This window comes from Erwinia tracheiphila, assembly GCF_021365465.1.
GTDB classification, from domain to species: domain Bacteria; phylum Pseudomonadota; class Gammaproteobacteria; order Enterobacterales; family Enterobacteriaceae; genus Erwinia; species Erwinia tracheiphila.
Window position 1 is genome coordinate 315,281 of sequence record NZ_CP089932.1, and the last position, 22,726, is coordinate 338,006.

Sequence of the window (22,726 nt, forward strand, 5' to 3'; positions counted from 1 at the left end):
GATATTCTTGGCTGCTTATTGATTGCGATAGCGAGTATGCCGGATGAAAGAACCCGCGTTCAACTTTCAAAATTTAAGTCCTGACACCATTCTTGATGCGCTCTGGAGTCTTGGGATCAGGGTAGACTCCGGTCTGAATTCGCTAAACAGTTATGAAAACAGAGTCTGGCAGTTTCACGATGAGGAAAAAAAACGCTATGTGGTGAAATTCTACCGACCACAGCGTTGGTCAGAACAGCAAATCCTTGAAGAACATCAATTTAGTACTGAACTCATGGCGGCTGGTGTCCCCATTGTTGCCCCTGTAGTTTTACATAATCACACGTTACACCATTATGAAGGTTATTTGTACACTGTCTTTCCCAGTATGGGAGGCCGTCACTATGAAACAGATAATTACAGCCATCTTGAATGTGTAGGGCGCCACTTGGGGCGAATTCATCAGATTGGACGTAAGAAAGATTTTGCGGTGCGGCCCGTCATTGGCCTGCAGGAGTACATTGTTGAACCCTTACAGCAGCTTGAAATCAGCACATTAATTCCAGATGGGCTGAAGGCCAACTTATCAGGCAGTATTGAACTTATTCACACAATGCTACAAAGCCGCTGGCATACTCAATGGCAATCATTACGTCTGCATGGTGATTGCCATCCCGGGAATATTCTCTGGCGGGATGGCCCACTGTTTGTGGATTTGGATGATGCGCGTAACGGACCGGCGGTGCAGGATTTGTGGATGCTGGTCAGCGGTGATATCCAGGAACAGCGTATTCAGTGGGAGATATTACTTGAAGCTTATGGTGAGTACAGTGATTTCGACCTACATGAATTGTCACTGATTGAGCCTTTACGCACTATGAGGATGGTTTATTATCTTGCATGGATTATTCGTCGGTGGGAGGACCCTGCATTTCCTGTGAACTTCCCATGGATGAGAGATGAGGATTTTTGGCGCAGGCAGATTTCCATCTTTAACGAGCAGGCCAGGCTGTTACAGGAGCCACCGTTGCAGCTGATGCCTGCATTTCAGGGTTAATTGCCCTGTCTAATTGACCCCTATTAGTTGTCAGGAGAGAGTTTTCCGATGAAAAAGATTTTTTTTGCTTTAGTTGGCATGCTGATAGTCTTTAGTGCATCAGCGGCTCAATTTACCGATGGAAAGGAATATGTCACTTTACAAAAGCCTGTGACGGGCGAGCCTCAGGTCATGGAGTTTTTCTCTTTCTATTGTCCACATTGCTATGAATTTGAACACGTCTGGCACGTGAGTGATGCTGTTAAGAAAAATCTACCTGCCAATACCAAAGTGACTAAGTATCATGTTGAGTTTCTTGGCGGCGATATGGGTAAAACGGTAACTCAGGCATGGGCGGTAGCCATGGCGCTGGGCGTGGAAGACAAAGTAACAGCCCCTATTTTTGATGGTATTCAAAAAACGCAAACTATTACAGATCAGGCCAGCCTGAAAGACGTTTTTGTTAAATCCGCAGGTATAACGCCTGAACAATATGATGCCGCATGGAATAGTTTTGTGGTCAAATCCCTTGTCGCTCAACAGGAAAAAGCCGCTGAAGATGTGAATTTACGCGGTGTTCCTGCGGTGTTCGTCAATGGTAAATATATGGTAAACAACGACGGTCTGGATACCAGCTCAATGGATAACTATGTTCAGCAATATGCGAATGTTGTGAAATTCCTGGTGGCCCAGAAATAATGTCCCCAACAACATCGCCAGCGTTATGCTGGCGATGTTGCTTTATCAATATCACTCTTTATTCAAAATCATTATAGCGGCAGAAGTTACCCCGTAAATTCTGTCGCCCATCTAATTAATATCCACATGAAATCTATCTGGTAACATTTATTAAATCCCTTTTATGTAACAGTTAACTTAATGATTATAATGTATTTTTCATTTTATTTTGTCCTTGTTTTCCAGATGTAACAATCTGCTATAAAATTTACGCACAAAGTTATCCACAGATTCATTATTGTGAGACCCGCCATAATCTGTGATTGCTAAACAACTTAATCCACAGAGTTATTTTATTTTTCCGCCGCAGCTGTGGCATCCTTAACGCCATTGCAAAAATCAAAGAAGAACGTGACGACTTATGGCTCAAATTGCAGAAAACCCCCTCATATTGGTGGATGGATCTTCTTATCTTTACCGTGCTTATCATGCTTTCCCGCCGCTGACTAACAGTGCAGGGGAGCCTACAGGTGCAATGTATGGTGTGCTGAACATGCTGCGCAGCCTCTTATTGCAGTATAAGCCGAGCCATGTGGCAGTGGTTTTTGACGCCAAAGGAAAAACGTTTCGTGATGAGCTCTTTGAAGACTACAAATCTCATCGTCCACCTATGCCTGATGACCTGCGCGCACAAATAGAGCCTTTACATAAAATGGTCAAAGCGATGGGTCTGCCTTTACTGGCGGTCACGGGTGTTGAAGCGGACGACGTAATTGGCACACTGGCGCTGGAGGCGGCAAAACGCGGTAAGCCTGTTTTGATTAGCACGGGCGATAAAGATATGGCGCAGCTTGTCAGGCCGGATATCACGCTAATTAATACCATGAATAACGCCATTCTAGGGCCGGATGAAGTGGTGGAAAAATATGGCATTCCTCCTGAATTGATTATCGATTTTCTCGCTTTGATGGGGGATGCATCGGACAACATTCCTGGTGTGCCTGGTGTAGGGGAAAAAACCGCTCAGGCGTTACTACAAGGATTAGGTGGAATCAATAATATCTATGCCAACCTGGATAAGGTCACCGGACTGACTTTTCGTGGTGCGAAAACAATGGCTGCAAAGCTGGAACAGTATAAAGAGGCTGCATTGCTTTCCTATAAGCTGGCAACCATTAAGACCGATGTAGAACTTGAACTCAGTAGCGAGCAGCTAACCGTGGATGAACCGCTGGTTGAGGAGCTGCTAAACCTGTTCCGGCATTATGAATTCAAACGCTGGATTAGCGATCTCGAAGAAGGCACCTGGTTAGAGGGCAAGAAACGCAACTTACCGGCACAAAAAGCGTTGGTTGAAGAAATTCAGCAGCCAGAGGTATCCAGTGTGCTTTCAGCTGAGGGCTATGTCACCATTCTTTCGGAAGATGCGTTTGCTGAATGGCTGATGAAATTGCAAAAAAGTGAGCTATTTTCTTTCGATCTGGAAACGGACTCACTGGATACAATCAGCGCAAATATTGTCGGCATTTCTTTTGCAATTGCAGCAGGTGAGGCCGCTTATTTGCCTGTTGCTCATGATTATCTTGATGCCCCTGCCCAGTTAAACCGTGATAGCGTGCTACAATGCCTTAAACCGCTGCTTGAAAACGATAAAAAGCAAAAGGTCGGACAAAATCTTAAGTATGATCGTGGCGTGTTGAAAAATTATGATATTGAATTACAGGGAATAAAATTCGATACCATGCTGGAGTCTTATGCGCTAAATAGTGTGGGCCTACGGCATGATATGGACACCCTTGCCTCACGTTGGCTAAACCATAAAACGGTGACGTTTGAAGAGATTGCCGGAAAAGGTAAAAAACAGCTTACTTTTAACCAGATAGCGCTCGAGCAGGCCGCGCATTATGCTGCAGAAGATGCTGACGTAACGCTGCAACTGCATCTCAAAATGTGGCCAGAGCTGGAAAAACAAGCCGGGCCAAAAGCCGTTTTCACTGATATTGAAATGCCGCTGGTAACGGTTATTTCACGTATTGAGCGCAATGGCGTGCTGATCGATCAGGCAATTTTGGCAAAGCATTCCCAGGAGCTAACAACCCGACTGGGTGAGCTTGAGTCAAAAGCCCATGAGCTGGCTGGTGAGCCGTTTAATCTTTCATCAACGAAACAGCTGCAGACTATTCTTTTTGAAAAACAGGGTATTAAGCCAACAAAGAAAACCCCTGGTGGTGCACCGTCAACCAGTGAGGAAGTACTTGCTGAATTAGCACTGGACTATCCGCTACCGAAAGTCATTCTGGAGCATCGTGGTCTCTCCAAGTTGAAGTCCACTTACACAGACAAACTTCCTCAGATGATTAATCCTGTGACCGGACGCGTCCATACCTCCTACCACCAGGCGGTCACTGCCACTGGGCGACTTTCTTCCAGCGATCCCAATCTACAAAATATTCCGGTGCGTAATGAAGAAGGACGAAGAATTCGTCAGGCATTTATTGCTGCGCCTGATTATAAAATTATCGCAGCAGATTATTCGCAGATAGAACTACGCATTATGGCTCATCTCTCTCAGGATAAAGGCTTACTCAAGGCGTTCTCGGAAGGGCAGGATATTCACCGAGCCACTGCTGCAGAAGTATTTAGCATGTCACTGGAAAGTGTCACCACAGAGCAACGGCGTAGTGCTAAAGCCATTAACTTTGGTCTGATATATGGTATGAGCGCTTTTGGCTTATCCCGTCAGCTAAATATTGGGGCGGGTGAAGCGAAGAAGTACATGGATCTGTATTTTGAGCGTTATCCAGGTGTGCTGAAATATATGGAGACGACTCGTCAGCAGGCAGCAGAACAGGGTTATGTTTCCACGCTGGAAGGCCGTCGTCTTTATTTGCCGGATATCAAAGCCAGCAATGTAATGCGCCGTAAAGCTGCTGAACGAGCGGCTATCAATGCCCCGATGCAGGGGACTTCCGCGGATATTATTAAAAAAGCAATGATTGACGTTGATAACTGGCTGAAGTCAGACACGAATACTGATGTGAAAATGATTATGCAGGTGCACGATGAGCTGGTGTTTGAAGTAAAAACATCCGCCGTTGAATCCGCCAGCGCAAAAATCCGTGAACTTATGGAGAACAGCATGCAGCTGGATGTTCCGTTGCGGGTTGATGTAGGCATGGGTGATAACTGGGATCAGGCTCACTGATACCATTATCTGTACTAGCTCAGACCTGATCTGACAGTTACCGGTTATTTATACAGGTGTCTGTCAGATTACATCTGGTTCAGATTTTTTTCTGCCCAGACTCGTTTACCATCAAGTAACGTGGCCATTGGCGTACGCCCGCCTCACATTTTCCCCTGATGAGCCCGCTCATTATTGTCATGCCATAATCCGTTGTCCGGATCCGTTTGCAGGCTCTCCCGCTCCCCATATGACTTCTTGCGGAACGTGACCTGATAAAAATCCTGCAAAATCGTTTTATGGAAGCGCTCACCGATGCCGTTGGTCTGTGGGGACATCGCCTTCGTTTTCGTATGGGCGATATCGTTGATGGCCAGATAAAGCTGGTAATCATGCGGCTCCACCTTACCACAGTACTCCGTTCCCCTGTCGGTCAGTCTTCTCAGCACCGGCAGTCCCTGAGCCTCACAGAACGGCAGTACGCGATCATTTAGCAGGTCGGCGGCAGTGATCGGTGTTTTACTCGTATACCGCTTGCAGTGTGCCACTTTCGAGTACGTATCCACGAACGTCTGCGGGTAGATACGGCCCACCCCTTTCAGATTGCCAACGTAGAAAGTGTCCTGCGACCCGAGATAACCCGGATGAGCCGTCTCGATTTCCCCGCTGGCCTCATCATCATACGCCTTTTTCTCCAGCGCGGCGATTGGGGCACCGGTAAGCACGATGGCTTCTCTGGCGAGCTTTTCCTCAGGTGCCTTCAGGCGGTTACGGAAGTTCTCCAGGTCGTGTCGTTGCCAGATGGCGCGCACGCTGCTGCCGGAGGTAAACACACTTTTTTTACGCAGCTCATCACTGGTCCGGTACTGCCCGGGTGCCGGGAACTCAACGGCATATTCAACAACCGCGCGTTCAGTGGCTTCGTCGGCGCGGTTCGTCAGGTTGGGAACCCGGCGGTTCTGGTTAACCAGCGCGTCAATGCCGCCTTCAGCAGCCAGTTCCTGATAACGGTAGAAGGTGTCGCGTGACACGCCCGTGCTCTTGCAGGCTGTTGAGACGTTACCGGGTTATTCGGCGAGATTGAGCAGGCCGGCTTTGTGTTTGATGATGGGATTGTGAGTATGGAGCATGAGGGTGACCTCGCGTTTTGTATAAGGATTCGACACCCATATCAGAACCGGTAACCCCCAACCTTGCAGGGTCCGGTGTCAGATCACGTCGCGACGAATACATGTTAAGCGTCTGTTTTGATCGTCTGCTGATGAAGCAGACTCGCTAAACCAGCTATCCAGCTTAAGGCGCAATTGATCAATGCCAATTTTTTTAAGAGATGAAAACATTTCGACCTGAACATCACCTGCAAAATTCTTTGCGGCGTTGCGTACCATATTTAATTGGGCTTTACGTGCACCAGAAGCCAGCTTGTCAGCTTTAGTTAACAACACCAGCACCTGAATATTGCTGTTCACTGCCCAGTGGATCATTTGTTGATCCAGTTCTTTCAGCGGATGGCGCATATCCATCAGTATCACCAGCCCTTTAAGGCATTCGCGTTCTTGCAGATATTCTGCCAGCGAACGTTGCCATTTTAATTTCATCTCTTCCGGCACTTCGGCATAGCCGTAACCAGGTAAATCCACCAGTCGGTAGCCTTCCGCAACCTGAAAGAGATTAATTAACTGAGTTCGTCCCGGTGTCTTACTGGTACGCGCAAGATTTTTTTGATTGGTCAGCGTATTAAGTGCGCTGGATTTACCTGCGTTGGATCGCCCTGCGAAAGCCACTTCAATCCCGACATCTGCAGGAAGATGCCGAATGTCAGGGGCGCTGGTAACAAAATGAGTAATGTGATAATTCCAGCCGGACAAAATAGAGACTCCAGATACAGGGTAAGTTGCGTAAAGTATACCCTAACTTAACGATCATCACGTATACAGGGTGAGGCTGCAAAATGAAAAAGAGTCCAGGGCAAGATGTCTTGTGAGCAGCATTTTTGAAATCCAGGGCATGGTCGACAAGAAAATGGCTCATATTTGTAGCACTGCCGTATACCCCAAAAACTGAAATTGCCCACACGGGTCGGTGTGTTGGTATCTTTTGTCCGGTAAAAACCATCGTGGCTGACGAGATGCGGTTAATTTTTTTTCCAATAATAAAGATCGTGTGTTATGCAATTTAAAACTGAGCGAGCTGAAAAATAACCAACGGTGCCTTGTGAGTCTGACCATTTAGTCTACAGTATTTGTCGGAGCCGGGAGAGCTTACTTCAGGATGCAACACTCAGGGAATATCATGAAGATGCAGAGCAGGGATGAAGGGTGCTAAGGAACAACGCGCGTCATGGAAAGGATATCGTTCAGGATAAGCGGACACCGCAACGGAAAACCAGGATGCTGTATGCTAAAAAGGATACTGGCATGAGCGAACTCATCAGGGGAAAATGTGCTGCGGGTATACGCCAGTGGCCAGGTTACCTGATGGAAATGAAGTAAGTCCTTCTGCAGAAGGCATTTACACAGAATCGTGTACAGGGTCGGAGGCGGTTCACTCCTGGATTTCTGGGATACGTCAAATGTTGGCCTCAGCATGGGCTTAAGCCCGGAGGAAACGTATCAGAAGATCCTTGATCTCCAGGCCAGCCGTCAGCCATTCGACGTTATCACCGGCAAACGGCAGTACAGCAATATGCTGATCCGCGCGATTGAGGTGACGACTGACAAGGCCAGTGAAAATGTGCTGATGGCGGTACTGACGCTACGCGAATTAAACATGACTCAGACGGAAACGGTGACCGTCAGCAGCCAGCAAAATATGAAGGAAGGGGCAACCACGACCGGTGTGAGCAATACCGGCGTTAAAAATGCCAGACCGGTTGAGAATGTCAGCCTGTTACAGCGACTATCGGGGTGGTTCAATGCAGCTTAGAGAAATACCGCTCAGTGTGACCAGCCAGCAATTCACTATCAGCCTGTCAGGCCGGGTATGGCAGATGCGACTTATCTGGCGCGATGCGGCAGGCTGGGTGCTTGATATGCTCAATGCTTCCGGTGATCCGGTCATAACCGGCATACCGCTAATCCCCGGTACAGATTTACTGGCGCAATATGGCTGGCTTAATCCGGGGGGCAGACTGGTTGTCGTGACGGAAGATGAACAGCCACCCGGCGAAACCTCGCCCGGCCAGACGGCAAAATTTTACTGGCTTACTGATTAACCTGCTGCGGAAGGTTTTTTTACGGACAAAAATCATGTCACAGAACTGGATAAGAAAATGTTCGCTGATCGTTGCCGATGAAAAAGGCGAAGGGCTGGAGCTTTCTTCCTTTCGCTGTACCTTCAGTATGTCGTGGCCGGATACGCGCTGGCCACGTACAGCGGTATTTAAAGTCTGCAACCTGAAACCTGAGACGGCGAACCGGATCCAGACCGGAGAGTTTGCCAGCGTGCAACTGATTGCGGGGTACCAGGATAACTACGGGCTGATTTTCACCGGGAAAATCCGCTACTCCATCACCGGCAGGGATAACCCAACCGATACCTTTGTAATTATTCAGGCGGTTGATTCTCATGATGCTTACGATTACGCGACCATGAATACCACACTCAGTGCCGGGAATACGCAGGCCGAACAGCACCATGCTCTGCTGGAAGGGCTGGCACCTTACGGTATCGTGAAAGGCGCAGCACCGGATTTTGACGCCACGCGCTTCCCGCGAGGGAAAACGTATTTTGGCATGACCCGTGATGCCGCCGACAATCTGGCGGGGCAGTGCAGGGCTTCCTGGCAATATATCAACGGTCAACTGGTGATGGTGCCGGAAGATAACTATGTCCAGGAGGCCATTGTGATCAACAGCACTACGGGTCTTATCGGTATGCCGCAACAAACCATCATGGCGGGTGTCAACGTTCGTTGCCTTATCAACCCTAATATTCAGGTTAACGGCCTGATACGGCTGGATCAGTCTCTGATTTACCGCACCATGCTTCCGGACAGCGATATTGCCGCAGCACCAGGACGGATTGATACAGTAACGGACGGCGCGTTGCAACAAACTAACGGCAGCATTTCACAACCGGCCAGCCTTTCTACTGACGGGGACTATATCGTGAAAAATATCAGTTATTCAGGGGATACTCGCGGAAAGCCCTGGTATATGGATTTGGTCTGCATCGCTAAAGGCTCTGCTGACCTGATGAACGCATCAACGCTGAACAGGACAAGCTAATGGCGATATCCGTATCTGAAAGAGCGGGCGGTGAACAGGAACTGCTCGATACCCTGCATCATGCTCTGTCGTCACAACTCCGGGTGGCCATGCCTGGCATTATCCAGTCATTTGACGCTGAGACCGTCACCTGCACGGTACAGCCCGCGATAAAGGGGGTTATCAGTGACCAGAATGGCAGTACTCAGTCGGTAGCGTTGCCGTTGCTGGTGGATGTTCCCGTTGTCTTCCCGCGTGGCGGTGGCGTCACGCTGACGTTTCCGGTTGCCACAGGTGATGAATGTCTGGTGGTGTTTGCCGACCGCTGTATTGATTTCTGGTGGCAGAACGGCGGGGTGCAGGAATCTGTCGATCCCCGCCAGCATGATTTATCCGATGCGTTTGCGCTGCCTGGCCCACAGTCTCAGAAACAGAAAATCGGCGCTATCAGCAGCAGCGGTGCACAACTACGCAGCGATGACGGGCTGGCGTATGTTGAGGTGGCCGCAGGGCATGATATTACCGTTAAAACACCGGGTAAACTGTCGGCCAGCGCAGAGGGTGGCGCGGAAATAACCGCACCAGAGATCGTGCTTAACGGTAATGTCACCATCAACGGCAACCTGTCTCAGGGGATGGGTAGCAGTGGTGGTAGCGCGAACATTAACGGCCCGGTTACGGTAAAAAATGATGTCACCGCAGTGGGGATCAGTCTGTCATCACATGTGCATTCCGGCGTTCAGTCGGGCAGCAGCAATACGGGCAAACCACAATGAGATACCGGCGTGAAGATGAAAACGGCGATTACAGCTTTGGCCAGGGGGATGCCACTTTTCTGACTGATACCCCGGAAGCAGTAGCGCAGGCGGTGAAAACCCGTCTGGCGTTATGGCGAGGTCAGTGGTTTCTGGATACCGAAGAAGGGACGCCCTGGAAACAGGATGTTCATGGTTAGGAAACTGAATCATCGTTTTAAAAATTTCCTGACCATGAGCAGCAGTGTCTGTAATGCAGTAATGATGTGCCATCGGGAACGTTATGGTCATAAAATGGCATTTGCGGCGCGTTTTTAACCTGAAAGCTGTTTTTCAGACGCACTTATCCCGCAGTCTGTGCCAGAAGCCATCGTTTCCGGTCGATGTTATGCAGTCTTTCTGCCACCAACTCCGACGCGTGCCTCCCGGCCTGCGCACTGCTGAAGCGCAGTCGGTTGCCGCACAGAATGCATTTGTACGGATCCGTGCGCAGAAATTCTTTCATCAGCGCGGCGAAGCCGGGCTTCTCCGGTTTTTTCCGCGCTTCCATCTCCAGGGCTTCATACACCTTCGGCAGCAGGCTACCCCGTTTACGGTTTGATAAAAAACCGTAATAACGCACCATCTTAAAATGCTTCGCCGGGATATGGCTGATATAACGTCCGATCATATCTTCCTGCGTCAGCGTCTGCTGCCGGTACTGCTGCGTACGGTGGTCGTAATAGTGGTGCACCACCGCGCCGCCGCTGTAGTGCCTCAGCTTCGCCGCCGACACGGGGGGCCGTTTCAGGTACCGGCCCAGATATTTGACGCTCCGCCAGGCCCCCCGGGTCTTCTTCGCGAAGTGGACCTTCCAGCGGCGCCCGTACTGCGCCTGCAGATAGCGCAGCCACTGTTTTTTGTCGTGGATATGCCCCAGCCCCGGCAGCCTGCCGGGGTTAATCAGGTCATAGCTGTGGCGCAGCAGCCGGATGACGGCTCCGCGCCAGATTTCCTCCACGGCATGCTTTTTAAAGAAGAGGTCGCGCCATACGCCGTGTTTAATATCAAGCCCGCCGCGGGTGACGGAGAGATGAATGTGGGGATGCTGGTTGAGCTGGCGACCGTAGGTGTGCAGGGCGCAGAAGATACCGACTTCCACACCCTGTTTTCTGGCCCAGCGGAGCATGGCGCGGGTGGCTGCGCGGAACAGGGCATTGAGCAGAGGCCAGTTATTGTTGAAAAAGGGCCACAGCAGATGGGGCATGGTGAAGGTGATATGCTGCCAGTCGCAGTCGGGCAGAATTTGCTGTTGTTCTGTAATCCACTGCTCCGTGGCCTTATGTCCGCAGGAGCTGCAGCCTTTTGATTTACAGGTCTGGCAGAAGAAGCGGGTGTGGGTGCAGTCCGGGGAGGCGCAGCAGTATCGCTTCACCCCCATGGCAGCAGTGCCGCAGGCGAGCATGCGCTCGACGCAGAGTACGGTCCAGGGGCTGAGGGTGTCCCCGTGTTTATCCATATACCGGTTCCAGGCGTCATCAGTGGTGAACAGCAGTTTTGCCGGGCGCGGGATATACATGCGGCGGATTATCGCTCTGCAGTGGCACCGGTATTATAGTGCCAGTCGTCACAGTCATCGGCCCAGTTGTCGGTGTGTTTATCCCAGGGAGCGAAGGTCACCGGCAGCATGCCGGATTCTGTGGCGATAATAAACACATCGGCTGGCATGGACTCAAGGACGACATCGCCGTCGGGTGAGTCAGGCGGCTCAAAGCCGCGGATGATGCAGACGAGAGGCGGGTCGAAGTGTGTATCGAGGAAAAACTGTGGCCCCAGGTGGACACAGTGACGAATGGCATCCTGCGGAGTGTCGTAAAAAACTCGTCGGGGTCGTCATAATCGCTCCGGGGCGGAATGGACACCAGAAAACGCTTAGGATATCCGGGTATAGCGCGTCGGGACGAGGGCGTGGGTTTACGCTTTCTGGGGGCTTTGCTACGGGCCATGTGAATGATTTCCTGAGAAATTAACATACCGCAGAGTATAAAGCTGTGAGCCGGTCATGAACACCCTCGGAACGGCAGAGCCGTGACGCTCGCCCTGTAAGGGCGCTATGTTCTGGGTAAACAGTATACGGATGCGTATTACATGGCGGTGAAGCAGCGGATCCTTGTGACCCCCGGCGTGCAGGAAATCAGCGCATTCTCCGTAACCCGCGATGCTGACAGTCGCAGAATGAACTTTACCGCAACCATTCGCACCCGCTTCGGCGACACTTCAATTACAGGTTAACCATGCTGAATCTAGACTCTTTAGGGCTGGCGGCCACCGTGACCGACAGCGGGATAAGTGCGCCTGATTATCAGACGATACTCAGCCAACTCACGGGATATTTCCGGCAGATCTACGGTGCGGACAGCTATCTTGAGCCGGACAGCAAGGACGGCCAGATGATCGCCATTTATGCGCTGGCGATGCACGATGCCAATAACGCCGTCATTGCAGCGTATAACAGCTACAGTCCGGCCACCAGCACGGGCGCAGCGCTGTCAAACAATGTAGCCATTAACGGTATTTCGCGGCTGGCATCGGGGTATTCGAATGCCGATGTGTTGCTCACCGGTCAGGTGGGAACGGTGATAAAGAATGGCCGCGTGCGCGATAAGAACGGCAATCTGTGGCGTCTGCCATCAACCGTTACGCTCGACGCGCACGGCAGCGCTACCGTGACCGCCGTCTGTACTCAGACCGGTCAGATTACAGCGCTACCTGGCGATATCAGTGAAATTGCCACGCCAACACGAGGCTGGCAGAGCGTGACTAACCCGGCAGTGGCGGCAACCGGGAGGCCGGTGGAGACGGATAACCAGTTACGCAACCGCCAGAAGAAATCTGTTGCACTGCCCTCGCGCACTGTGCTTGACGGCATTCAGGGCGCGGTCGCACTGCTTTCCGGCGTGGTGCGTCAGCGTGGGTTTGAGAACGACACCAGCGAGACGGATAAAAATGGTATTCCATCCCATTCTGTCGCCATGATCGTTGATGGTGGTGATGTGAACGCCATTGCCAGCGCTATAGCATTAAAAAAGACGCCGGGGCAGGCACCTTTGGCGATACGGCAGCACAGGTGACCGACAGTTACGGGATGCCGCGTAAGATCAGCTTTTCCCGCCCGAAAGATGTGCGCGTATCAGTTGAGATCGGCCTGACGGCATTTACCGGGTACACAACGCTCACCGGCGATAAAATCCGTTCTGCGGTCGCGGCATACATTAATGCGCAACTGATAGGCGACAATCTGTAACTGACCCGACTGTATTCCCCTGCCAACCTGCCCGGTGATGAGGAAGGACAGACCTGTGATATTACCGCGATAAAAATCGGTCGCTCTGCGGGTGCGGTCAGTGAAGAAAATCTGCTGGTGGCCTTCAACGAGGCGGTTAGCTGTACGGCGGATGATGTCCGACTGGTGGTTATGTCATGAGAGATTATACCGACTACATTACGCCTGCACATCTGACCGCAGATAAATTCGTCCGGCACATCAGTCTTATCACCCGCCCGTTTACCGACATTGCCACGCAGGCAGGGCAACTGAACGCGCTGTTCAGTATTGACCACGGTAACGGGCCACAGCTCGATGCCGTGGGGGAATGGATCGGCCTGTCACGCTACGTCAAAACACCGATAACCGGCGTCTATTTTGCGCTGGATACGGAAGGGGTGGGCTTTGACCAGGGAAGCTGGAAAAGGCGCTTTGATGCGGACAGTGGTTTTACCGAACTCGACGATGATACCTGGCGCTCTGTATTACGGGCAAAAATTCGCGCCAATCACTGGGACGGCACCTGCAAAATGCTGGCCGATATTTACCAGGGCGTTATCCCCGATGAATCGGTAAAAATCTTCTTCACCGACAATCAGAATATGTCGATGGATGTTTACCTGACGGGCGGCGTTGTGCCGGAGGTAATAAAAGCGGTGCTTAAGCAGGGCTACCTCAATATCAAGCCGGAAGGGGTGAGGGTAAATAACTACACCGGTTCAGAAGGTGATAACGGTATTTTCGGTCTGGATGTTAACAATGAATTTATTTCCGGCTTCGATACCGGGAGTTGGGCTGTGAAACTCTGACGGTGCAGCTTACGTGGCATCCCCTGTGCGTTTATGCTGTAATGAAGAGAAGTTTTACAGATGTGCGGAGGCTCTATGTCAGAAACAATCAAAGGATATCTGTATGCCGCTGCAAGCGTGCTGGATATCTGGCCATCAACTAACTATCTGGAATTGATAGATAAAACATCCGATCAGGATGCAATCAAAGGCGATGTTCGCCGTGTGGCAATGGATATGAGGGCGATGGTGCAGCATGAAAGCCGGGAACCAGGACAGCATAACGCAGCCTGAACTTCAGGAGGATGCGGCATCTGTAGCGCTTAAAGTGTATTAGTCGCGACTTGATCTGACAATGGGCCTTGAAAGGTTGAGAGTTACCGGTTTTGATATGGGTGTCGAATCCTTATACAAAACGCGAGGTAACTCTCATGCTTCATACTAACAATCCCATCATCAAACACAAAGCCGGTTTACTCAATCTGGACGAAGAGCTCGGTAACGTATCAAAAGCCTGTAAGATCATGGGCGTGTCGCGAGACACGTTTTACCGTTATCAGGAACTGGCTGAAGAAGGCGGTATTGATGCGCTGGTTAATCAAAGTCGTAGGGTACCCAACCTGAAGAACCGCGCCGATGAGGCCACGGAACGTGCGGTTGTTGAGTACGCCGTTGAGTTCCCGGCTCATGGTCAGCATCGGACTAGCAATGAACTTCGTAAAAAAGGCGTGTTTATCTCCGGCAGCGGCGTGCGCTCCATCTGGCAACGACACGACCTGGAGAACTTCCGTAAACGCCTGAAGGCGCTTGAGGAGAAAGTCGCTAAAGAAGGCATTGTGCTTACCGATGCCCAAATCGCAGCGCTGGAGAAAAAGGCGCATGATGATGAGGCCAGCGGCGAAATCGAGACGGCACATCCGGGTTATCTGGGCTCGCAGGACACCTTCTACGTTGGCAATCTGAAAGGTGTTGGCCGTATCTACCAGCAGACGTTTGTGGATACGTACTCAAAAGTGGCACACTGCAAGCTGTATACAAGTAAAACGCCGATCACCGCCGCCGACCTGCTCAATGATCGCGTATTGCCGTTCTACGAGGCTCAGGGACTGCCGATGCTGAGAATACTGACCGACAGGGGTACGGAGTACTGTGGTAAAGTGGAGCAGCATGATTATCAGCTTTATCTGGCCATCAACGATATCGACCATACGAAAACGAAGGCGATGTCTCCACAGACGAACGGTATCTGCGAGCGCTTCCATAAAACCATTTTGCAGGATTTTTATCAGGTTACGTTCCGCAAGAAGTTATATGGAGACCTGGAAAGCCTGCAGGCAGATCTGGACAACTGGTTGTGGCATTACAATAATGAGCGAACTCATCAGGGTAAAATGTGCTGCGGGCGTACGCCAATGGCAACTTTACTTGATGGTAAACGGGTCTGGGCAGAAAAAAATCTGAACCAGATTTAATCTGACAGACACCTGTATAAATAACCGGTAACTGTCAGATCAGGTCTGAGCTAGTACACTTAAAGAGGGGTTATATCAGGCCGTTACCCTTGATCCTGAGCTACGCGGGAGAGTTTCGCCTGATGTTGTTGAGCGTTTGTCCAGAAATCCTAACCTGATTCGTAGCCTGGTGCGAACCGAAACCTTCACCGGCCCGTTTCCTCCACCGGATATACTGGAAAAGTATAATCAGGTTCTACCCGGCGCGGCAGAAAGAATATTTTCACTTACCGAGCGCGAGCAACAGCACCGACATGCTATTCAGAACAAGGCAATCGACGGTGCGCTGAAAAAGGATCGCCTTGGGCAATGGATGGGCTTTGGTATCACTGTCCTGATTTTGTTCATTGCCTGCTACTTTGCTTACACAGGAAGCAGTGCATTTGCAATGGCTCTGGTGACAATTGATCTCGTTGCTCTTGCTGCTGTCTTTGTCATAGGAAGACGAAGTACGAAACCTGTGCAACAAACAGAAGATAAAGACACACCGGCAACATTCTAATTTTCGATTCACCTCAAATTAACCCACCTCATGGTTAATGCCGATCATTTAAGGATCGGTTGACCGATCCGGTTTATGCGGTAAAAAGGGTTCTATGTTCATCATGGAACCCTTTTTAAATGGAACTTTCCCAGGCCCTCGGCATCATCAATGCCGCCACTCCTGAGCGCGCCCGTAGTCTCGCCGACCTTATTCCTCCCGAGCTTATTCAGCAGGCGCTCACCCTGACCGATACCGTTACTTTGCGTAAACGTAAACTTTCCCTCGAATCCATGATTTGGCTTGTCGTTGGGATGTCCATTTTTTGCGATCGTCCGATGACCGAAATCGTCAATCTGATGGATATTACTGACCGGACCGGAGCTCCTTTTACCGCACGCAGCGCTGTCATTCAGCGCCGTAAGACTCTGGGTGAAAATGCAGTGCGGGAGCTTTTTGATATCACACAGCAGCACTGGAATCAGCAGGCTGCACATCCAAAATGGCACGGTCTGAATCTGTTTGCTGTCGACGGCGTGGTCTGGCGTACCGCCGATACGCCGGAAAACAGAGCCGTCTTCAGTAAACACAGCAGCCAGTACGGCGAAGGCGGCTATCCTCAGGTGCGAATGGTTTGTCTGATGGAGCTGAGCAGCCATCTGATCGCCGCCAGTGCATTCGACAGTGAAAAAGTCAGTGAAATGCGGCTGGCTGAGCACCTGACGGAGAAAACCCCGAATAACAGTATCACCCTGTTCGATAAGGGATTTTATTCGATGGGTCTGCTTCATCACTGGCAGACAGCAGGAGAACACCGTCACTGGTTGTTGCCGTTGAAAAAACACGTACAGTATCAGGTGGTTCGCCGTTTGGGGCGTGGAGATGAACTGATATGCCTGAAAACCAGTCCACGAGCCAGGAAGCAATGGCCAGGGGTCCCGGAAGAAATGGTGGCAAGACTGCTGACCCGCAGGGTAGACGGTAAAGAGAGGCAGGTGCTGACGTCACTGACAGACCCGAATCGCTATCCGGGTAAAGATATCAGCGAGCTATATCGCCACCGCTGGGAAACAGAACTGGGCTACCGGGAAGCAAAGCAGGGTATGCTGGACAGCCGGTGGACATTACGCAGTCGCCTGCCGGAGCTGGTGAGACAGGAGCTATGGGGGGTACTGCTGGCTTATAACCTGGTGCGATATCAGATGGTGCAGATGGCGTTCCATCTGAAAGGAGATTACCTGCCTTACCAGCTGAGCTTCAGTGGAGCGATAAGCGAAATAATCCGGATGCTGATACCCTGCCCTGGGCTTCGCCGGGAAAAATGCCGGGAGAACTGAGAACCCTGTATGAACAGGCGAAATGGCTTGTGTTACCGGGTAGAAGAGAGCGAAGTTACCCGAGAGAGTTGAGGGTAAAGAGCAGGAAATATCCGGATAAAAAGGTTGCTGGTCACCTTAAGTGACCAGCATTAACCCATGGGCCCGCGGTATGTCGTTGCATGGTGCTTTCCTTTTCAGTGGTCTTAACGAAGCGCCCCGGAGGACGCTTTATAAGTTCACTTTGCCCTTTCATCAGGGCGCTTCAATTTGCATAGCAGCGGGTTATGGCTACGTGGTCCCCTACGCGAACTATCACCCGCAGATGACTTGTTCGCCTGCCTGGTATCCTTACCGGCGCTATTTCAGTTTGCCGGGAGCGTATGCCACTGCCTGCTGATGCGAATTCCTGATTGTTAAAGAGCAATAACACGTTTTGTGTTTGATGATAATCACACAATGTGTTTTATGAAGTCAACACAATATGTGGTTTATTTTCTGGGGACGAAAAAAAGCCCGCAGGAAGCGGGCTTGATAGCTGGTGAGGCGAAACTTAGCGTTTACGGCGGTGAATTCGGTGCTCGATCATGGTGCCAATGATCTGCACTTGCTGTTGATCTGCGTCTATGGTGGGGTAGTCAGGGTTCAGCGGTACTAACTCAAAACTACCGTTTGCCTTTAACCTGAATTTTTTAAAAGTGGCTTCGTAATCGCTGTTTTTAGCTATTACGAATTCTCCGGGTGCCGGGGCCACCATGGGGTCGATGATTATGGTGTCACCTTCCCTGAACTCAGGTTCCATCGAATCACCTTTGATGCGCAGAGCAAAGGCCACTTCTGAAACCGGCCCATCGTATGAAATGCTTTCGGTGATGCCCTCAGGGGTTAGCAGGTTATCGGGTTCTGTAAAAGACCCGGCCTGTACATAGCTGACCATCGGTATCCACCTTTGCCCCGTGCTTGTATATGTCGCATTGTCGGGGGTTCCGAATAGCAGTTCACCCGGTGCAATGCCCAGTGCGGATGCGATCACTACTGCATCCTCAACGCTAACCTTACGAACGTCCTGTTCATAGTTACCAATTCTGGACTGAGAACCCCATCCGCATCTGTTTGCCAGCTCCGCCTGGCTCCAGTTACGTTCTTCCCTGTATTTTTTTATCCTTTGGCCCAACGTTTCCATAAATCCTCTTAACACAAATTGCATTGGATTAATAACACTGAATTTATTTTTAACACAATGTGTGTTTTTTTTCTCTCACGAGTTGTGTTTACTTATAAACACGATTTGTGTTTGAATGGGTTCAGGAGGAACCACCCATGCATAACCTTTCAACATTGAGAAAATCAGGAAACATTACCCAGCGTCAGTTGGCTGCCCATCTGGGATGGTGGCAATCGCGGATCGCTAACTATGAAAATGGTCGCGTACCTGATCTCAAATCGTGCAGGCAAATTGTCAGGGCGTTAAAAGAGCTGGGGGTCGATTGTTCTCTGGATAATGTTTTCCCTGAAGATAAGGCGTAACTCATGGCAATACGCTATTCAACCGGCCAGAGAGCCGACGACGCCCGGCCAAAACCAGCGGAGTGCGAAAGCTTTTCGCGCTTCAGCTATATCCTGGAAGAACTTCGCCGAGCTATCGGTATCACGCCGATAGATACCAAAAACCAGATGTATGCCAAAAAGGCCCGCCTGCCCTATATCTGGCATTCCATGAAGGATGTTTCCGGAAGACGCAAAGCGGACAATGCCGGCGATCGTGATGTGCTGTTTATGGATATGGACGGCTGTACCGCACAAGCCTGGCGGGCATTGTGTGACGCGCTGACCTGCTTTTCCTGTTTTGCATATTCGACACCCAGCCACCTGCACCCTACGGCGAACGGCGAGCAGCGCTGGCGCATCTGTATGGAGCTTGACCGGGCTGTCACGCCGGAAGAGTACAGGCGTCTTGGCCCGGCGGTGGAACGCTGGCTTATGGATTGCATCAGCCTCCTGGAAGACTATGCGGTTAAATGGGATCGTTCCGTTTATAACCCTGATCATATGGTTTACGGGCCTGATGAAAACGCCATCTTTATGCGCTTCGATGGCGTACCGGTTACCGTCGACATGCTGTTGTCCCTTGCGCCGAAATTACCCGAGATACGCAAGACGGCCCCGGCCTTATCCGGGCCGGACGACCTTTCACGTGCGGTTGATCTGAACGGCATAACCCTGCAGACCTTCGACGACCTCCGAAAAGTGATGATGCATCCGGCTGTACTGGCTGATGCGCATCCGAAAAGCGGCAAGCATGATGCCTGGGCGTCAATGGGTAATCGCCTGGCGTGGTTTAAGGGAACCGAGTGGGAAGCGCAGGCTCGCCAACTTTGGATTGACTGGTCCATTGCTGGCGGTGGTAGCAAAGACGATATCGGGATGGCAGAAGTGCGCTGGGACGAAGATAAACTGAAAGCCGATCGTACTGGCTATCAGGCTATCTTCGCACATGCTCAGAAAGTCGGTGTAGCTAATCCTGCCGCTAACCGCCCCCGCGATTCAGTTGCCAGCATGGATGACTTCGACGAGTTACCCCCTGAAGACCCTGAGAAACCGCGCTCGTTCCCCCATACTGGCGGCTATGGCAAGCCGGGAAAGTTCGTCATTGAAGGGCTTGTTCCGCTCGGGGTGCTCATGCTTTACGGCATGTCATCCCATTTTAAATCGTACCTTCTCATTTCCATGTTGTGCCGTCTGGCGATGAAAACCCATCGCTGGGGCGGCCGCAACCTCAAAGGCGGTGCCGTTCTGTACGTCGCCGCTGAAGGCGGTAGCTCGGTTATGCCCCGCGTCGGTGCCTGGGCTGATAAGTACAATGACGGCCGGCCGCTGGATTTGTTCTACACGCTGCCGCTGGCGGTGGACCTCTCCGTCGAGGGAAAAGTTAAAGCGATGATCAAAGAGGTTAAGCGCATTGCATTGCACACCGGTGAACCTGTCCGCGTCGTGGCCGTTGACACATTGTCACAGTCCATGATGCAGGGCGAAGAAAATAGCGCCAGTGATGTGGCAAAATTTATGGCGGGTGCCACCAGAGTTTTCACCGAGACAGGCGCTGCGGTCATCATTGTCCATCACAGCGGGAAAGACAGCGGCAAGGGGATGCGCGGTTCTTCCGCGGCATTTGCCAACGCCGACGCCGTTATCCGTGTGGAGCGTATCGGCGACGCGGTCAACCTGATCAATGAGAAGCAGCGTACCGGTCCAGCGCAGCCAACCCGCGGCTACCTCGTGTCTGAAGTACATTTGCCTGACGAGGTGATCGCGGCGAACGAAGCGGCAGACGAAGAATATACCAGCACCGAGGGCGAAGTTTACGATCCCGTAAGGCTGACAACCGAGCGCGTTTTCGAAGACGTCCCTCTGGCTGAGATTGAGCCGCTGATGATGGCTAAAACCGATGCAGATATCAAAGGCAGCAGCGATGAATCGTGGGTGTGGGAAAAACTTGAAGCCTCTGGCGGGAGCATTGCCCGTTCTGAGCTTCGTGAGCAGTGGAAGGAAGAGACAGCCAGAAGCGCGGGCCAGTTCCGTACTGTTTTAGGGCGCATGAAAGAGAAGGATTACATCGTCGAACATGACGGCGTAATTAAAGATTTTCTTGGCGAGAGCGTGCCAACTGGAGGGGGGAAACTTGCGTAATTTTGCCAATTCGCTAAAAGCTACAAATCTGCATAAAAATGCAAGATCAAATATTATGCAATATATATGCATAAATAATCAGCGCAACAAAGATTCTATCCAACAGGCGCAACACAAAGCGCAACAACGCAACAAAAATTGTTTCACCACTGATTTCAAAGGATTTTTTAAGAGCAACAAGCGCAACATGACGGCAAGCGTAGTGGCGCAACACAATACCCCTCTCCCCCCTTTAGGGGGGAGGGGTTTGTTGCGCACGAGCCGTTGCGGTTTTTATTCACCGAATATTCATATGCAATGCCTGTGAAGGTTTAAGGAGAACACAAGATGTTGACGGCAATTCAGGACGAAAAAGTTGTCATTGCAAGAGATACGGAAAAACGGGGGATTTTCACATGCCCGGAGTGTGGGAGAACTGTGACTCTGAAAAAGGGCAAAATTGTTATTCATCATTTTGCTCATAAACCCCCGGTGACCTGTCAGTACGGCAAAGGGGAGTCAAAACAGCATCATCAGATAAAAATGGAGTTGTTTGATTCTCTGGTTAATCACGATCAGGCCCTCGATGTTGCGCTGGAGAAATCTTTCGGTGCCGTCAGACCAGATGTTTCTGCTCGAATAGATGGAAAATTAGTTGCTTTTGAAATACAGCGAACATCCATTAATTTTGACGATTTGCATCGTAGAACCTCTGCGTATTGCCAGCTTGGACTGAGTGTTATTTGGATCCTGCTTCCACGTGAAGATCTGTCCAGTAATAAAATATCTCCACGTAAATGGGAGATATGGACTCATGCCGCACAATTAGGGGAAGCGTACTACTGGATAGGTAAAGGGTACGTACAACCCGTTAAATTTGATAAATACATGATTGAAGTTCCTCTCACCGATTTTGGTGGAGGATATGAGCGCACATCGAAACGATTTCGAACCCCCATAAAGCAACGTAAAGCACATTTAGTTGAAGACTTTACACATGGCGGGATTATTAAAGCCTGGTCAGGTGGAGTATACGATATCCCAGCTCGAAGAATTTGGATGCGGATGGATAAATATATCTGATTTATGAAATGATTTTTTTGCGCTCTCCACGCGAGAGCGTCTGGTTAGGGCAAAAAAGAACTGAGGTCTAAATTATGCGCAGAGATATGCAGGAAGTTCTCGAACGCTGGGGGCGTTGGGCTGCCAGCGAGGAATATTGCTCATTGATTGACTGGCCTTCGCTGTCGGTCACACCCGGTGGCTTTCTGCGGCGCAGCTCCAGGCCAGGATGTTCGGATGAGGATGGCGCGGCGATCGATACCTGCGTTGCCCACATGAGTCTGGTGCGCGATGCTAAGGATATTCTGATTCTGGGCCAGCGCTTCATAGGCGGCCACACTACGCGACACATTGCTGAGAATATGAGTCTGGATCGAAATGCGGTCAGGAAGTCGCTGGTTGCGTCAGAAGAGTTCCTGGAAGGGTGCCTGGTAGCGATGGGCGTACGCCTGGATATGGATCCTGATATTGCCATGCAAGAAAAAGTTTTGGGTACCCAAAAACCTGTGCTAATCTTCTAGCGTCAATAATTACGATTTATTTTTCTGACCTCAGATTTGAAGCCTCGCTCTCCGGATGCGGGGCTTTTTGCGTTTCTGGCGTCAGGAATGTAAAACCGATAAAAACAGGCAGTTTGCTGTCAGTTCATGCCGAACACCGATAGCGGTAGTTTGTTAATGAAATGTTGTTCCTGAATTCGTCCTGTTTCGCGCAAGTAAACATCAACTTTTGTGGCTTTCAGACTGTAAACCGAATGA

At 50.7% G+C, this 22,726-nt stretch carries 21 protein-coding genes and 5 pseudogenes; 20 read left to right on the top strand and 6 right to left on the bottom strand.

Annotated elements, in window-relative coordinates:
* Positions 1 to 43: 43 nt before the first annotated feature.
* The 3 genes from LU633_RS01540 (at position 44) to polA (ending at position 4,898) form a co-directional block, all read left to right on the top strand.
* Positions 44 to 1,036 carry a serine/threonine protein kinase gene (locus LU633_RS01540; RefSeq protein WP_016192284.1) on the top strand — a complete coding sequence of 331 codons (993 nt, stop codon included), beginning with the start codon at positions 44 to 46 and terminating at the stop codon, positions 1,034 to 1,036.
* A gap of 48 nt (positions 1,037 to 1,084) precedes the next feature.
* On the top strand, positions 1,085 to 1,714 hold the full coding sequence (gene dsbA, locus LU633_RS01545; protein ID WP_016192283.1) for a thiol:disulfide interchange protein DsbA: 630 nt from the start codon (positions 1,085 to 1,087) through the stop codon (positions 1,712 to 1,714).
* 400 nt (positions 1,715 to 2,114) lie between these two features.
* Positions 2,115 to 4,898 carry a DNA polymerase I gene (gene polA / locus LU633_RS01550; protein WP_016192282.1) on the top strand — a complete coding sequence of 928 codons (2,784 nt, stop codon included), beginning with the start codon at positions 2,115 to 2,117 and terminating at the stop codon, positions 4,896 to 4,898.
* A 68-nt stretch (positions 4,899 to 4,966) separates the two neighbouring features.
* Here the strand turns inward: polA and LU633_RS01555 are convergent.
* Together LU633_RS01555 and yihA are read right to left on the bottom strand one after the other, a co-directional pair.
* A pseudogene (locus tag LU633_RS01555) lies at positions 4,967 to 6,007 on the bottom strand (IS481 family transposase).
* Positions 6,008 to 6,085: 78 nt separating this feature from the next.
* On the bottom strand, positions 6,086 to 6,745 hold the full coding sequence (gene yihA / locus LU633_RS01560) for a ribosome biogenesis GTP-binding protein YihA/YsxC (protein WP_016192279.1): 660 nt from the start codon (positions 6,743 to 6,745) through the stop codon (positions 6,086 to 6,088).
* Positions 6,746 to 7,195: 450 nt separating this feature from the next.
* Here yihA and LU633_RS01565 point away from each other — a divergent pair, with 450 nt between their 5' ends.
* From LU633_RS01565 to LU633_RS01590, 6 genes and pseudogenes are all read left to right on the top strand, one after another.
* Positions 7,196 to 7,369, top strand: coding sequence for a hypothetical protein (locus LU633_RS01565; RefSeq protein ID WP_157275260.1), 174 nt, complete (start codon positions 7,196 to 7,198; stop codon positions 7,367 to 7,369).
* 43 nt (positions 7,370 to 7,412) lie between these two features.
* Positions 7,413 to 7,802 (top strand): annotated as a pseudogene (locus LU633_RS01570) (phage baseplate protein); the annotation flags it as partial.
* Positions 7,792 to 8,091 carry a phage baseplate plug family protein gene (locus LU633_RS01575; protein ID WP_016192277.1) on the top strand — a complete coding sequence of 100 codons (300 nt, stop codon included), beginning with the start codon at positions 7,792 to 7,794 and terminating at the stop codon, positions 8,089 to 8,091. The pseudogene LU633_RS01570 and the gene LU633_RS01575, both read left to right, overlap by 11 nt.
* A 34-nt stretch (positions 8,092 to 8,125) precedes the next feature.
* Positions 8,126 to 9,106: a phage protein gene (locus tag LU633_RS01580; protein WP_016192276.1), complete on the top strand. Its 981-nt coding sequence runs from the start codon at positions 8,126 to 8,128 to the stop codon at positions 9,104 to 9,106.
* Positions 9,106 to 9,861: a Gp138 family membrane-puncturing spike protein gene (locus tag LU633_RS01585; RefSeq protein ID WP_016192275.1), complete on the top strand. Its 756-nt coding sequence runs from the start codon at positions 9,106 to 9,108 to the stop codon at positions 9,859 to 9,861. Before LU633_RS01580 ends, LU633_RS01585 begins: the two co-directional genes overlap by 1 nt.
* Positions 9,858 to 10,037 (top strand): annotated as a pseudogene (locus tag LU633_RS01590) (hypothetical protein); the annotation flags it as partial. The gene LU633_RS01585 and the pseudogene LU633_RS01590, both read left to right, overlap by 4 nt.
* A 146-nt stretch (positions 10,038 to 10,183) precedes the next feature.
* On the opposite strand, the gene LU633_RS01595 reads toward LU633_RS01590, so the two are convergent.
* Positions 10,184 to 11,398, bottom strand: a complete 1,215-nt coding sequence (locus LU633_RS01595; RefSeq protein WP_046371879.1) for an IS91 family transposase — start codon at positions 11,396 to 11,398, stop codon at positions 10,184 to 10,186.
* A gap of 8 nt (positions 11,399 to 11,406) precedes the next feature.
* The gene (locus tag LU633_RS01600) at positions 11,407 to 11,547 is read right to left on the bottom strand and encodes a hypothetical protein (protein WP_161796965.1); all 141 of its coding nucleotides are present in this window, start codon (positions 11,545 to 11,547) and stop codon (positions 11,407 to 11,409) included.
* A gap of 420 nt (positions 11,548 to 11,967) precedes the next feature.
* Between LU633_RS01600 and LU633_RS01605 the strand changes: the two genes are divergently transcribed.
* The 7 genes and pseudogenes from LU633_RS01605 to LU633_RS01635 all read left to right on the top strand — a co-directional run bounded on the left by LU633_RS01605 (position 11,968) and on the right by LU633_RS01635 (position 17,386).
* Entirely contained in the window at positions 11,968 to 12,111 is a 144-nt protein-coding gene (locus LU633_RS01605; protein WP_016191139.1) for a hypothetical protein, read from the top strand.
* A 2-nt stretch (positions 12,112 to 12,113) separates the two neighbouring features.
* Positions 12,114 to 13,303: pseudogene (locus LU633_RS01610) on the top strand (baseplate J/gp47 family protein).
* Positions 13,300 to 13,953, top strand: coding sequence for a DUF2612 domain-containing protein (locus LU633_RS01615; RefSeq protein WP_016191138.1), 654 nt, complete (start codon positions 13,300 to 13,302; stop codon positions 13,951 to 13,953). The pseudogene LU633_RS01610 and the gene LU633_RS01615 overlap by 4 nt, the downstream one beginning before the upstream one ends.
* Positions 13,954 to 14,028: 75 nt before the next feature.
* Positions 14,029 to 14,226, top strand: coding sequence for a hypothetical protein (locus LU633_RS01620; RefSeq protein WP_016191137.1), 198 nt, complete (start codon positions 14,029 to 14,031; stop codon positions 14,224 to 14,226).
* A 137-nt stretch (positions 14,227 to 14,363) separates the two neighbouring features.
* Positions 14,364 to 15,404 carry an IS481 family transposase gene (locus LU633_RS01625; protein WP_046371818.1) on the top strand — a complete coding sequence of 347 codons (1,041 nt, stop codon included), beginning with the start codon at positions 14,364 to 14,366 and terminating at the stop codon, positions 15,402 to 15,404.
* A 169-nt stretch (positions 15,405 to 15,573) separates the two neighbouring features.
* Entirely contained in the window at positions 15,574 to 15,945 is a 372-nt protein-coding gene (locus LU633_RS01630; RefSeq protein WP_052734724.1) for a DUF2335 domain-containing protein, read from the top strand.
* A 119-nt stretch (positions 15,946 to 16,064) separates the two neighbouring features.
* Positions 16,065 to 17,386: pseudogene (locus LU633_RS01635) on the top strand (IS4 family transposase).
* 407 nt (positions 17,387 to 17,793) lie between these two features.
* On the opposite strand, the gene LU633_RS01640 reads toward LU633_RS01635, so the two are convergent.
* Positions 17,794 to 18,423, bottom strand: coding sequence for a LexA family protein (locus LU633_RS01640; protein ID WP_016191136.1), 630 nt, complete (start codon positions 18,421 to 18,423; stop codon positions 17,794 to 17,796).
* Positions 18,424 to 18,560: 137 nt separating this feature from the next.
* Between LU633_RS01640 and LU633_RS01645 the strand changes: the two genes are divergently transcribed.
* A complete protein-coding gene (locus tag LU633_RS01645) occupies positions 18,561 to 18,767 on the top strand; it encodes a helix-turn-helix transcriptional regulator (RefSeq protein ID WP_016191135.1) in 207 nt (68 codons plus the stop codon).
* Between the two features lie 3 nt (positions 18,768 to 18,770).
* On the top strand, positions 18,771 to 20,927 hold the full coding sequence (locus tag LU633_RS01650; protein ID WP_016191134.1) for an AAA family ATPase: 2,157 nt from the start codon (positions 18,771 to 18,773) through the stop codon (positions 20,925 to 20,927).
* A gap of 46 nt (positions 20,928 to 20,973) precedes the next feature.
* On the opposite strand, the gene LU633_RS01655 is transcribed toward LU633_RS01650, so the two are convergent.
* The gene (locus LU633_RS01655) at positions 20,974 to 21,141 is read right to left on the bottom strand and encodes a hypothetical protein (RefSeq protein ID WP_157275232.1); all 168 of its coding nucleotides are present in this window, start codon (positions 21,139 to 21,141) and stop codon (positions 20,974 to 20,976) included.
* 113 nt (positions 21,142 to 21,254) lie between these two features.
* Between LU633_RS01655 and LU633_RS01660 the strand changes: the two genes are divergently transcribed.
* Positions 21,255 to 21,989 carry a competence protein CoiA gene (locus tag LU633_RS01660; RefSeq protein ID WP_016191133.1) on the top strand — a complete coding sequence of 245 codons (735 nt, stop codon included), beginning with the start codon at positions 21,255 to 21,257 and terminating at the stop codon, positions 21,987 to 21,989.
* A gap of 74 nt (positions 21,990 to 22,063) precedes the next feature.
* Positions 22,064 to 22,489: an antiterminator Q family protein gene (locus tag LU633_RS01665; RefSeq protein WP_016191132.1), complete on the top strand. Its 426-nt coding sequence runs from the start codon at positions 22,064 to 22,066 to the stop codon at positions 22,487 to 22,489.
* Positions 22,490 to 22,726 lie beyond the last annotated feature (237 nt).